This is a genomic window from Actinosynnema sp. NPDC002837 (assembly GCF_040295345.1).
Taxonomy (GTDB): Bacteria; Actinomycetota; Actinomycetes; order Mycobacteriales; family Pseudonocardiaceae; genus Actinosynnema.
The window spans coordinates 36,276-48,230 of the sequence record NZ_JBEOVG010000019.1; the positions used below are offsets into that span (position 1 = coordinate 36,276).

The window sequence follows — 11,955 nt, forward strand, 5'->3', positions numbered from 1 at the left end:
TCTGGCGGAACCGTTCCTACAACATGATCGTCGGTGTCACGACCGTCCGCCCCGGCTCGCCGCGCGAGTTCACCAGGTGCACCACGATCTGCGTGGTGCCGGCGGGCACGTCGGACAGCACGAACCGGCCACCGTCGTCGGCTTTGGTGGTGCTCGACTCGTGCTCGGCCACCCGGACCTCGACGGTGTGCTCACCCGCGGGCACGAGCCAGCCGTCGATGCGGTGCCGCGCGCCGATGGAGGTGAAGTTCACCATCAACGTCAGGTTGTCCACGGTGAACGTGATGGTGCCGGGGCTGCCGCCGCGCACGCCCGCGAACGAGCCCGCGCGTTCCCAGCGGGCCACCTCGACGTCCAGGTTCTCCAGTGCCACCGCGAACTGGATCCGTTCGACGAGCCCCGGCGGGGGCGCGTCCAACTCGTACACCAGGCGGTTCAGTTCAGTGAGGACAGCGGTGTCCTCTTGGCCTCTGCGGTCATCGCGCGGGTCGATGTCGTTCACCGCGATCCTCCTTCCGCGTCGAGATGTGTGCGCAACATGGTCAGGCACCGACCCCGGGTGGGGCCGATGCTGCCGCGCGGCATGGACAGTGCTTCGGCGACCGCGCGGTACTCCGCCCGGCCGGCCAGCACGGTGAGCCGCAGAAGTTCCTGGCACTTCTGCGACAAACGACCGAAGGCCCGCCACAGCCGGTGGTCCCGGTCGTCGACCAGGGCGGCGTCCTCGGGCAGGCCGTACTCGCTTTCCAGTTGGTCCGCCAGCTCGTCGCTCAGCGCCGCTTCGCGGCGAGCCGGTGTCCAGGTCCGTTGGGCCTCGCGGCGCGTCGCGACGACGAGCCACCCGGCCAGCGCGCGCGGTTCGACCAGCCGGTCGAGGTGCCGCAGCAGCGCGAGCCAGACCGTCTGCACCACGTCCTCCGCGGTGCTGCGGTCCAGCCCGTGCCCTCGGGCGACGTGCCACACCAGTGGCGTCAGGTCGGCGACCAGCACGTCCAGGGCCCTGCGGTCCCCGTCGCGGGCGGCGACGACACAGGCCGCGTGCCGGTCCGTCCCGTCGAGCCCCTCCCACGGTGGGCGCTCACCGGCCGTGCGCAGTTCTCCCACGTCGTCACCTCCTTCTCGGCGTCCCCCAGCCGAAGCTGATCGTCACACACCCGCGCCGCCACCGGCGCGGCGGCGGTCCGCGATGCCCCCCTCGCACCGCGGACCGCCTCCCCCCATTGCGGGCGACCTCCGATCGGCACCCCTCGAAGCCGACCGACTGCCACCCCTTTTTTCCTCCCCCAGAGGTTTCAGCTGCCCGCTACCGGAGCGCTCTCGGCGTCCACCGGCGCGCTGTGCGTCTGGTGGTGGCCGGTGGGCGTCACCGGTGGCACTTCGTCCAGGTCCTGCTCGGGGTCGAACTCGTCGACCAGCTCCTCGTCACCCGCGAACTGCTTCTCCAGCTCCACGGGATCCAGTTCGTCGACGCCAGGCGGATTGGCGGTCATGCGGCCTCCTCAGTCGGGGTGAGGACCGGTCATTAGGTAAGGAGTGAGTAGTTCTACGCGAGATACACGACTTCGCTTTAACAGTTCACTGATGTCGTCCGCGGCCCGGTGAGAGCTATGGTCCAGACCATGCTTGAGGTCATCGCACTGGACGCCGTCGACGCCGAGGCCGCGCAGGCCGGCGGCGCGCACCGGCTGGAACTCACCGTGGACATGGCCGCGGACGGGCTGACGCCGCCGGTCGCCGTGCTGCGGGACGTGCTCTCCGCGACCGACCTGCCGGTCCGGGTCATGCTGCGCGACGCGCCCGGTTTCGCGCCCGGCGACCTGGACGGGCTGCGGCGCGACGCGGCGGCGCTGCGCGAGGCGGGCGCGTCGGAGTTCGTGCTCGGCTTCCTCGACGCCGGCGGGCGGGTGGACGAGGCGGCGTGCGCGGCGCTGGTCGCCGAGCTGGACGGTTGCGCGTGGACGTTCCACCGCGCGCTGGACAACTCGGCGGACCCCGAGGCGGCGTGGACCGTCGTCGGTGGACTGGGCTGCGACACGGTGCTCGCGGCCGGCAGCGCGCGCGGGGTCGGCGACGGCCTGGCCGTGCTGGAGCGGTTGGCGGCGCGGCAGGGCCCGGTGCGGCTGCTGGTCGGCGGCGGGCTCAAGGCCGAGCACGTCGCGCCGCTGAAGGCCGTCGGCGTCACGGGGTTCCACGTCGGCGGCGCGGTGCGGCCAGGCGGGTGGGACGCCCCGGTGTCGGCCGACGCCGTCCGGACCTGGGCGAACTTGGTCTAGACCGCTTGCCGATGCGGACATTAGCATCGCCGTTGCTTCCCGTGAAATAGCCGTTGCACATCACGCAACACGGGACACCTGAAGGGTGGGCGAGATGCGGTTCGCAGGAGCAGTCGTCGTGGGCGCCGTCGTGCTGGCCGGGTGCGCCCCGGTCCAGTCCGGCTCGGCGCCGACCGGTGGTGACGAGCGGGCGGGTCAGCTGAAGGTCTGGCTGTTCGACGAGGTCAACCGGGGTCCGAAGGAGGAGGTCGTCAAGGAGGCGATCACCGAGTTCGAGCAGGGGCACCAGGGCGTCACGGTCGACGTCCAGTACATCCAGGTGCAGACCCGCGCCGAGCGGTTCAAGGCCGCGTTCAGCGACCCCGAGAGCGCGCCCGACGTGGCCGAGTTCGGCAACACCGACCTCGCGGGCTACGTCGCGGGCGGCGGGTTCGCCGAGCTCGACCTCGGCGGCTGGGACGAGGCGAAGGACCTGCTGCCCGCCGTCGTCGACACCGGCAAGGTGGACGGCAAGGTCTACGGCGTGCCCTGGTACGTCGGCGTGCGCGCGCTCTACTACCGCACCGACGTCTTCCAGGAGCTGAACCTCCAGCCACCGGCGACCCTCGCCGAGATCGCGCCGCTGGCCAGGAAGATCCGCGCCGCCAAGCCGGACCTGCTCGGCATCTCCGCCGGCGGCAAGTACACCTACGGCGCGATGCCGTTCGTGTGGGCCAACGGCGGTGACATCGCCCGCAAGGACGGCGACAAGTACGTCGCCACCATCGACAGCGCCGAGTCGAAGGCGGGCCTGCGCCAGTACACCGAGCTGATCGCGGACGACATCTGCCCGCCCGCCCAGTGCGCGGGCAACGGCGGCGACGCCAGCGTCGAGGCGTTCCGCGCGGGCAAGGCGGCGATGGTCGTGGGCGGCGACTTCAACCGCAAGTCGGTCGACGCGTCCGCCGCCGCGGGCAAGTACGCGGTCGTGCCGCTGCCGGGCAAGAACGCGGGCGACATCGCGCCGGCGTTCGCGGGCGGCAACCTGCTCGGCGTGCTGAAGGGCAGCGACCGCCGGACGCTGGCCACCGAGTTCGTGCGCCTGCTGGGCGGCAAGGAGTACCAGCGCAGGATGTTCGACGCGATGGGGAACCTGCCGACGTTCGGCGACGTGCAGGCCGAGGTGGCGAAGGCCAACCCGGTGCTGGAACCGTTCATCGCGACCCTGGAGGCGGGCACGCGGTTCGTGCCGGTCACGCCGAACTGGGCCAAGATCGACGCCCAGGCGGTGCTGCCGACGTTGTTGCAGCAGGTCGCCGCCGGCGGTGAGGACCTCGACAAGGCAGCCGGGGACGCGGCCGAGCAGATGAACGCCGCCTTCGGCTCGTGATGCGGACGTCGAAGGGCGACGGGCGGATCGCGTTCGCCTACCTCGCCCCCGCGCTGCTGGTGCTGGTCGGGCTGATGGGCTACCCGATCTACCAGCTCGTGCTGATCTCCCTGTTCGACTACGGCCAGGAGCAGGTCAGCGGTGGCGCGCCGCTGACCTTCCTCGGCCTGGCCAACTACGCGACCCTGCTGTCGGACGAGCGGTTCTGGTCCGTGCTCGGGCAGACGGTCGGGTTCGCCGCGGTCTGCGTGGCGGGCACCCTGCTGGTCGGCGCCGCGCTGGCGGTGCTGGCCACCAGGGTCCGCACGTGGGCGCGGACGGTGCTGTTCCTGGCCGCGCTCGGCGCGTGGGCGACGCCGGCGGTGGCCGGGTCGACGATCTGGCTGTTCCTGTTCGACGCCAACTTCGGGTTCGTCAACGAGGTCCTGGGCACCACCGGGCTCTCCTGGACCTACGACAAGTGGACGGCGTTCGGGCTGGTCGCGGCCCAGGTGATCTGGTGCTCGTTCCCGTTCGTCATGGTCACCCTGTACGCGGGGATCAAGGCGATCCCGGGCGAGGTGCTGGAGGCCGCCGCGCTGGACGGCGCGAGCACGGCCAAGGCGGCCACCAAGGTGATCCTGCCGCTGCTGCGGCCGCTGCTGATCGTGGTGACGATCCAGTCGGTCATCTGGGACTTCAAGGTGTTCACCCAGATCTACATCATGACCAACGGCGGCGGCATCGCGGGCCGCAACCTGGTGCTCAACGTCTACGCCTACCAGCAGGCGTTCGCCGCCTCGGAGTACGGGCTCGGCGCGAGCATCGGCGTGGTGATGACGGCGTTGCTGCTGCTCGTCACCCTCGGCTACCTGCGTGCGCTGCGGCGGAGCGGGGAGGCGCTGTGAACCGGCGTGCGTCGCGAGGACTGGCGGAAGCGGTCACGGTCGTCGTCGCGGCCGTGGTGGCGTTCCCGCTGTACTGGATGGTGCTCACGGCGCTGAAGCCGGAGGCTGAGGTGATCTCGGCCGACCCGCGGCCGTGGACGCTCGCGCCGACGCTCGACAGCTTCGTGCGCGCGTTGACCGTGCAGAGCTTCGGCCGCTACTTGCTCAACAGCGTGGTGGTGGCGGTCGCGGTGGTGCTGCTGAGCCTGCTGATCTCGTTCCTGGCGGCCACCGCGCTGACCCGGTTCCGGTTCCGCAGCCGCACCACGCTGCTGATCATGCTGCTGGTCGTGCAGATGGTGCCGGTCGAGGCGCTGACCATCCCGCTGTTCTTCCTCATGCGGTCGGTGCGGGACGTGGCGCCGGCGTTCGGGCTGAACCACCTCGGCTCGCTGGTGCTGGTGCACCTCGCGTTCAGCCTGCCGTTCGCGATCTGGATGCTGCGCGGGTTCGTCGCGGCCGTGCCGGTGGAGCTGGAGGAGGCGGCGACGCTGGACGGCGCGTCCCGGTTCCGGTTCCTGTGGCAGGTGCTGTTCCCGCTGGTGGCTCCCGGTCTGGTGGCGACGAGCGTGCTGTCGTTCATCCACGCGTGGAATGATTTCCTCTTCGCCAAGACGTTCATCATCTCGGCGGCGGAGAACCAGACGCTGCCGTTGGCGCTGCAGGTGTTCGTGAAACCCGATCAGAACGACTGGGGGGCGATCATGGCCGGTTCGACGTTGATGACGATCCCGGTGCTGCTGTTCTTCATCCTGGTGCAGCGCCGGCTGGTCGCGGGCCTGGCCGGGGCGGTGAAGTCGTGATCCTGCCGCGTCCCGTCTCGTTCACCCGCGGTGCGGGCGAGGTGCCGTTCGACGGCGCGTTCCAGGTCGAACGGGTGGCCGGTCCCGCCGAGGGGTACCGGCTGTCGGTGTCGGCGGACGGCGTGCGGGTGCGGGCGTCCGACGACGCCGGTGAGTTCTACGCGCGCCAGACGTTGCGGCAGCTGAGCGGGCCGGCGGCGTTCCGGGCGGTGGCTCCCGGCGCGGTGACGTTGCCGGTGTGCGAGGTCGAGGACCACCCGCGGTTCGCGTGGCGCGGCGTGATGCTGGACGTGGCGCGGCACTTCCTGCCCAAGCACGACCTGCTGCGGTACGTCGACCTGCTGGCCGTGCACAAGCTGAACGTGCTGCACCTGCACCTGACCGACGACCAGGGCTGGCGGTTCGAGTCGCGGCGCTTCCCCCGGCTGCACGAGGTCGGCGGGTGGCGGCCGGACTCGCGGTTCGGCGACCGGCGTTCCGGTGGCATGGCCGGGCGGCCCCACGGCGGCTACTACACCCAGGACGACCTGCGGGAAGTCGTCGCCTACGCGGCGCAGCGGCACATCGCGGTGGTGCCGGAGATCGACGTGCCGGGGCACAGCCAGGCGGCCATCGCGGCGTACCCGGAGCTCGGCGCGTCCGGCGGCGGCGTGTGGACGGACTGGGGGATCAACCCGAACGTGCTGCGGGCCGACGAGTCCACAGTGGACTTCTACCGGCAGGTGTTCGACGAGCTGCTGGACGTGTTCCCGTCCGAGGTCGTCGGGCTCGGCGGCGACGAGGCCGAGGGCGGTGACGGCCGGTTCGTCCGGCGCATCGCCCAGCACCTGCACCAGCGCGGGCGGCGGCCGTTCGGGTGGGACGAGGTGCTCGGCGTCGGACCCCTGCCGACCCGCACGATCGTGGCGTCGTGGCGCGGCGAGGACGCCGGCCTGACCGCGCTGGACCGCGGCCACGACGTCGTGATGTGCCCGGAGGAGCACGTCTACCTGGACTACCGGCAGTCCGACCACCCCGACGAGCCGATCCCCGTCGGCACCGTCACGACCCTGGAGGACGTCTACCGCTACGAGCCGGCGGCGGCGGACCGGGTGCTCGGGGCGCAGGCGAACCTGTGGACCGAACACCTCGACTCGCCGCGGCGCCTCGACTACGCCGCGTTCCCCCGGTTGAGCGCGTTCGCCGAGGTGGTGTGGAGCCCCGCCGGGCGCGACGAGGCGGAGTTCCTGACCCGGCTGGCCGAGCACCACCTGCCGCGGCTCGACGCGCTCGGCGTCGAGTACCGCCCCCTCGACGGTCCCCGGCCGTGGCAGGCGCTGCCGGGCGTGCCCGGCCACCCGCGGTGATCAGTCCTCCTCGGGCATGAGGATCCAGCAGGCGAGGTAGAGGATCGCGCCCGCGCCGAACCCGAAGAGGGTGGCGGCGACCAGCAGGATGCGGACCAGCGCCGCGTCCACGCCGAGCAGCTTGGCGACGCCGCCGCACACGCCCGCGACCATCTTGTCGGTCCGGCTGCGGCGGAGCTTCTTGACCTTGTCGGTGGCTTGGTTGAGCACGTCGTTCGTCATGGCTCAAGAGTGCGCCGCGGGGGCCGTCCGGGGCATCGGGGACGCACCCTGACTTCACCCGGACCCCCGTTCTCAGGGTGTCACGAGGACCTTGCCCCTGAGGTCGCCCGCCTCGGCGCGGCGGTGCAGTTCGGGCAGGTGGGCGAGGCCGTGGCGTTCGGACACGTCGACCACCACGACGCCTTGGTCGACCAGGGCGACCAGGGCGGTGAGCTGAGTGGGGTCGAAGCGGGTCACGAAGTGGGCGTCGGGTGCGTCGCTCATGGTCGCGGAGACGACGACGCCGCCCAGCCGTGCCACTTCGGCGTCCGCGACGAGGTTGAGCACGACGTCGAACCGCCCGGTCGGTCCGTAGCCGACGACCTCGTCCGCGCCCAGCTCGCGCACGGCGCCGGCGCTGCGCGGGGACGCGGTGGCGGTGACGTGCGCGCCCGCGTGCTTGGCCAGCTGCACCGCGAACCCGCCGATGCCGCCGCCCGCGCCGTTGACCAGGACGCGGTGGCCCGGCCGGACGTCCCCGTGCTCGAACACCATCTGCCACGCGCTGAGGCCGGCCAGGGGCAGAGCGGCTGCGTCGGCCAGCGGGATGGCGCGCGGCGCGGTGACGAGCCGGTCGGGGGTGGTGACGGCGTACTCGGCCGCCGCGCCGTCGATCCAGCCGACCACCGGCTCGCCGTCGACCGTGCCGGCCACGTCCCACCCGGGCGTGTGGGGCAGCGGGACGTCGACCAGGCCCCGCCGCACGGCGACTTCCGTCGGGTTGAACGAGGTCGCGGCCACCCGCACCAGCACCTCGCCGGGAGCGGGTTCGGGGATCGGGACGTCGTCGACCACGATCACGTCCGGGCCGCCGTGGGTGTGGATGCGTGCGCTCTTCATGCTGTCGAACGTAGGCAGTGCCGGAGAGACGATCCATGCTTTCGAGTCCTGTTTTCCTGTCTAATCGTCTTCGTGGACGTGCTCAGCGACGTGATCGCGGTGATGCGGACCGGCCGTCCCGTGGTCGCCCGGGTGGCGTGGGAGGAGCCGTGGGCGCAGCGGTTCGCGCCGGTGCCGGGCGCGTCCGGGTTCCAGGTCGTGCTGGCGGGCACGTGCTGGCTCGTGCGCGACCACGCCGATCCGGTCGAGCTGCGCGCCGGTGACGTCGTGTTCCTGCCCGACGGGCGGGGGCACGTGCTCGCGGACAGCCCCACCACGCCCGTGGTCGGCGAGGCGTGCGACCCGGACGACCCGGACTTCGTCGCCGACCACCCCGTGCCCGCGCACCCGACCGCGGTCACGTTGTGCGGCGCGTACGAGCTGGAGCACGGCGTCCACCCGTTGCTGCGGGACCTGCCCGACACCGTGCTCGTGTCCGGCCCGGAGCTGCACGCCGCCGTCACGCTGCTGGCCGGCGAGCTCGAACACCCGCGCCTGGGCTCCGACGCCCTCGTCCCGGCCCTGCTCGACACGCTCCTGCTCTACCTGCTGCGCACGTGGTTCACCGGGGCCGACCGGACCACGGGCTGGGCCGCCGCGCTGAACGACCCCGTCACCGCGACCGCGTTGCACCACATCCACCGCGACCCCGGGCACCCGTGGACGGTGGCGGAGCTGGCGGCGGCCGCCGGCCTGTCACGGGCGCCGTTCGCCAAGCGCTTCACCGCGCTGGTGGGCCAACCACCGCTGACCTACCTGACGTGGTGGCGCATGACCACCGCCGCCCGCCTGCTCAGGGACACCGACGCGCCGCTGGCGCGGATCGCCGGCCAGGTCGGCTACACCTCGGAGTTCGCCTTCGCCGCCGCGTTCAAGCGCGCCCACGGCACCCCGCCGGGCCGCTACCGGCGCGAACGGGCGACTTCCCGGCGATCGGGCCGCCGAACGCGGCGCGGCGGCAAAATGACACCGTGACGCCAGAGGAGCTCGCCGCCGGGTTGGACCGCGCCGGCTACCTGCCCGACCAGGGCATCGCGACCGCCGCCTACCTGGCGTTGCGCATGCACCGGCCGTTGTTCTGCGAGGGCGAGCCGGGCACCGGCAAGACGTCCCTGGCCGTCGCGCTCGCCCAAGCCCTCGACCTGCCTTTGATCCGGCTCCAGTGCCACGAGGGCATCGACGCCACCCAGGCCCTCTACGACTGGGACTTCCCCCGCCAGCTCCTGCACCTGCGCGCCCTCGAAGCCGCCGGGCCCGTCGACGCCGAGCAGGCCGAAGCCTCCCTCTACACCCGCCGCTTCCTCCTTGCCCGGCCGCTCCTGCGAGCCCTCGAAGACGCGCCGTGCGTCCTGCTCGTGGACGAGGTGGACCGGGCCGACGACGAGTTCGAGGCGTTCCTGCTCGAAGTGCTCGGCGAGAACGCGGTGACGATCCCCGAACTGGGCCGCGTCACCGCGAAGACCCCGCCGCTGGTCGTGCTCACGTCCAACCGCACGCGCGAGGTGCACGACGCCCTCAAGCGCCGCTGCCTCTACCACTGGCTGGAACACCCCGACCTGGCCCGCGAGGTCGCCATCCTCCGCCGCCGGCTGCCGGGCGTCACCGAACGGCTCGCGCACCAGGTGGCGTCAGCCGTGCGGCGGTTGCGCGACCTGGACCTCCTCAAGCCGCCGGGCGTCGCGGAGTCCCTGGACTGGGCCGAAGCCCTGCTCACCCTGGGCCGGACCGAACTGGACGCGGAATCGGCGGCGACCACGCTCGGTGCCGTCCTCAAGTACCGGGAGGACGCCCAGCGCGCCCTTTCAGCCGGTGTGCTCGGCGGCGTGACCGGGAGCACAATCGTGGGATGACGGGAGCCGGGGCGTCCATCGGGCTCGTGGGGTTCGCCCGCGCGCTCCGGCACGGTGGCGTCGCGTGCGGGCCGGACCGGGTGCAGGCGTTCGTCGCGGCGGTCGACGTCCTCGACGTGGCACGGCGCGAGGACGTCTACTGGGCCGGCCGGGTGACGCTGTGCGGCGAGCCCGACGACCTGCCCCGCTACGACGCGGCGTTCGCGGCCTGGTTCGGCGGGGTGCCACCCGCGGCACCGGGCAGGCGCGTCCGGCAGACCAGCCACCTGGCCGCGCTCGGCGACGGGGCGGGCGGCCGGAGCGGTCGGCGGGCGCCCGCGGTGAAGGCGGCCGCCAGTGACGTGGAAGTGCTGCGGCGCAAGGACATCGCCACGCTCAGCCCCGCCGAGAAGCGGCACCTGGACGAACTGCTGGCCGTCCTCGAACCCGTCCCGCCGAAGAGGCGCGCGCTGCGCCGGACACCGGCACGGCGAGGCGCGATCGACCCGCGCCGCACCCTCAAGGACATGCTCGCCACCGGCGAGCCGACCCGGCCGCGCCACCGCCGCCGCGCCACCCGGCCGCGCAAGGTCGTGCTGCTGATCGACGTCTCCGGCTCGATGAAGCCCTACGCCGACGCGCTGCTCCGCTTCGCGCACGTCGTCGCCCGCCGCATGCCCGTCGAGGTCTGCACGCTCGGCACCCGCCTGACCCGCGTCACCCGCCAGCTGCGCCACCGCGACCCCGGGCAGGCCCTGGCCGCCGCCGCGCGCGCCGTGCCCGACTACGAGGGCGGCACCCGGCTCGGCGAGACGCTCAAGGCGTTCCTCGACCGCTGGGGCCAACGCGGGGCCGCACGCCGTGCCGTCGTGGTCATCTGCTCGGACGGCTGGGAACGCGGCGACGCGGCCCTGCTCGCCGAGCAGGCCCGACGGCTCAAGCGGCTCGCGCACAAGGTCGTGTGGGTCAACCCGCACGCCGGCCACGACGGGTACCGGCCGGTGCAGTCCGGCATCGCCGCGGCCCTGCCGCACCTGGACCGGCTGCTCGCCGGCCACAGCCTCGACACCCTGCACGCCCTGCTGGAGGAGGTTCGACTTGCGTGATGTCCTCGCCGAACTGGCCGATCGCGTCGACCGGGGGGAGACGGTCGGCGTCGGCACGGTGGTCGCCACGTTCAGCTCCGCGCCCCGCCCACCCGGGGCGGCGATGCTGGTCGGCGCGGACGGCGCCGTCGTCGGCAGCGTCTCCGGCGGCTGCGTCGAAGGCGCCGTCTACGAGCTGGCCCAAGAGGTGGTGCGGACCGACCAGCCGGTCCTCCAGCGCTACGGCGTGACCGACGACGACGCGTTCGCGGTGGGGCTGACCTGCGGCGGGATCATCGACGTCTACGTCGAGCCGGTCAACCGGCTGACCTTCCCCGAACTGCCCGAGGTCCTGGAGACGGTCCGCGCCCAGGAACCGGTGGCCATCGCCACGATCGTGGAACACCCCGAGTGGGTCGGCCGGCGGGTGGTCGTCTGGCCCGACCGCGCCACCGGCGACATCCCCTCGGCCCGCGCCCGCGACGCCATCACCGACGACGCCCGCGGCCTGCTCGCCACCGGCCGCAGCGGCACCCTGCACTACGGGCCCGACGGGCAGCGGCGCGGCGAGGGCATGGCGGTGTTCGTGAACTCGTTCGAGCCGCCGCCCCGGATGCTGGTGTTCGGCGCGATCGACTTCGCCGCCGCCGTGGCCAGGCTGGGCGCGTTCCTCGGCTACCGCGTCACGGTGTGCGACGCGCGCCCGGTGTTCGCCACGAAGAGCCGGTTCCCCGAAGCCGACGAGGTGGTCGTCGACTGGCCGCACCGCTACCTCGCCGGGCAGGCCGACGCCGGGAAGGTGGACGAGCGCACGGTCGTCGCGGTGCTCACCCACGACCCGAAGTTCGACGTGCCGCTGCTGGAGGTCGCGCTGCGCCTCAAGCTCGGCTACGTCGGCGCGATGGGCTCCCGCCGCACGCACGACGACCGGCTGCGCCGGCTGCGCGAGGCGGGCCTGGCCGAGGGCGAGCTGGCCAGGCTCGCGTCCCCGATCGGCCTCGACCTCGGCGCGCGCACGCCCGAGGAGACGGCGGTGTCGATCGCCGCGGAGATCATCGCGCTGCGCTGGGGCGGGGGAGGTGGGCGACTGGCCCGGACGGACGGCTCCATCCACAAGTGAGGGGGTTGTTTGACGAGGCAACAAAGAGCAGTCTCGGCTGTGACCCCCATCACCACCACTCTTG

The 11,955-nt window shown here is 72.7% G+C and carries 14 protein-coding genes; 9 read left to right on the forward strand and 5 right to left on the reverse strand.

The genetic code is table 11. The features are described from left to right. Positions 1 to 16: 16 nt before the first annotated feature. From ABTZ99_RS16405 to ABTZ99_RS16415, 3 genes are all read right to left on the reverse strand, one after another. A complete protein-coding gene (locus ABTZ99_RS16405; protein ID WP_268997141.1) occupies positions 17 to 439 on the reverse strand; it encodes a carboxypeptidase regulatory-like domain-containing protein in 423 nt (140 codons plus the stop codon). Between the two features lie 59 nt (positions 440 to 498). Beyond that, on the reverse strand, positions 499 to 1,104 hold the full coding sequence (locus tag ABTZ99_RS16410; protein WP_230569746.1) for an RNA polymerase sigma factor: 606 nt from the start codon (positions 1,102 to 1,104) through the stop codon (positions 499 to 501). Between the two features lie 188 nt (positions 1,105 to 1,292). After that, complete coding sequence (locus tag ABTZ99_RS16415) at positions 1,293 to 1,490, reverse strand: hypothetical protein (protein ID WP_498777706.1); 198 nt, start codon at positions 1,488 to 1,490, stop codon at positions 1,293 to 1,295. 129 nt (positions 1,491 to 1,619) lie between these two features. On the opposite strand from ABTZ99_RS16415, the gene ABTZ99_RS16420 reads away from it, so the two are divergent. The 5 genes from ABTZ99_RS16420 (at position 1,620) to ABTZ99_RS16440 (ending at position 6,717) form a co-directional block, all read left to right on the forward strand. Beyond that, entirely contained in the window at positions 1,620 to 2,273 is a 654-nt protein-coding gene (locus ABTZ99_RS16420) for a copper homeostasis protein CutC (protein WP_499612011.1), read from the forward strand. 94 nt (positions 2,274 to 2,367) lie between these two features. Next, a complete protein-coding gene (locus tag ABTZ99_RS16425) occupies positions 2,368 to 3,642 on the forward strand; it encodes an extracellular solute-binding protein (RefSeq protein ID WP_499612013.1) in 1,275 nt (424 codons plus the stop codon). Next, positions 3,642 to 4,529: a carbohydrate ABC transporter permease gene (locus tag ABTZ99_RS16430; RefSeq protein ID WP_499612093.1), complete on the forward strand. Its 888-nt coding sequence runs from the start codon at positions 3,642 to 3,644 to the stop codon at positions 4,527 to 4,529. Before ABTZ99_RS16425 ends, ABTZ99_RS16430 begins: the two co-directional genes overlap by 1 nt. After that, on the forward strand, positions 4,526 to 5,371 hold the full coding sequence (locus ABTZ99_RS16435; RefSeq protein ID WP_498777700.1) for a carbohydrate ABC transporter permease: 846 nt from the start codon (positions 4,526 to 4,528) through the stop codon (positions 5,369 to 5,371). The genes ABTZ99_RS16430 and ABTZ99_RS16435 overlap by 4 nt, the downstream gene beginning before the upstream one ends. After that, positions 5,368 to 6,717 (forward strand): beta-N-acetylhexosaminidase, encoded by a 1,350-nt coding sequence (locus tag ABTZ99_RS16440; RefSeq protein ID WP_498777698.1) that lies wholly within the window; start codon positions 5,368 to 5,370, stop codon positions 6,715 to 6,717. Before ABTZ99_RS16435 ends, ABTZ99_RS16440 begins: the two co-directional genes overlap by 4 nt. On the opposite strand, the gene ABTZ99_RS16445 is transcribed toward ABTZ99_RS16440, so the two are convergent. Beyond that, entirely contained in the window at positions 6,718 to 6,939 is a 222-nt protein-coding gene (locus tag ABTZ99_RS16445; RefSeq protein ID WP_230569752.1) for a PspC domain-containing protein, read from the reverse strand. Positions 6,940 to 7,011: 72 nt separating this feature from the next. After that, positions 7,012 to 7,818, reverse strand: a complete 807-nt coding sequence (locus ABTZ99_RS16450; protein WP_499612016.1) for an NADP-dependent oxidoreductase — start codon at positions 7,816 to 7,818, stop codon at positions 7,012 to 7,014. A 72-nt stretch (positions 7,819 to 7,890) separates the two neighbouring features. Here ABTZ99_RS16450 and ABTZ99_RS16455 point away from each other — a divergent pair, with 72 nt between their 5' ends. From ABTZ99_RS16455 to ABTZ99_RS16470, 4 genes are read left to right on the forward strand one after another with little or no spacing between them, the layout of a single operon-like run. After that, positions 7,891 to 8,832, forward strand: a complete 942-nt coding sequence (locus ABTZ99_RS16455; protein WP_499612018.1) for an AraC family transcriptional regulator — start codon at positions 7,891 to 7,893, stop codon at positions 8,830 to 8,832. Further along, a complete protein-coding gene (locus tag ABTZ99_RS16460; protein ID WP_499612020.1) occupies positions 8,829 to 9,707 on the forward strand; it encodes an AAA family ATPase in 879 nt (292 codons plus the stop codon). Before ABTZ99_RS16455 ends, ABTZ99_RS16460 begins: the two co-directional genes overlap by 4 nt. After that, positions 9,704 to 10,792, forward strand: coding sequence for a vWA domain-containing protein (locus ABTZ99_RS16465; RefSeq protein ID WP_499612022.1), 1,089 nt, complete (start codon positions 9,704 to 9,706; stop codon positions 10,790 to 10,792). Before ABTZ99_RS16460 ends, ABTZ99_RS16465 begins: the two co-directional genes overlap by 4 nt. After that, complete coding sequence (locus tag ABTZ99_RS16470) at positions 10,785 to 11,891, forward strand: XdhC family protein (protein ID WP_498777687.1); 1,107 nt, start codon at positions 10,785 to 10,787, stop codon at positions 11,889 to 11,891. Before ABTZ99_RS16465 ends, ABTZ99_RS16470 begins: the two co-directional genes overlap by 8 nt. Positions 11,892 to 11,955: the final 64 nt, after the last annotated feature.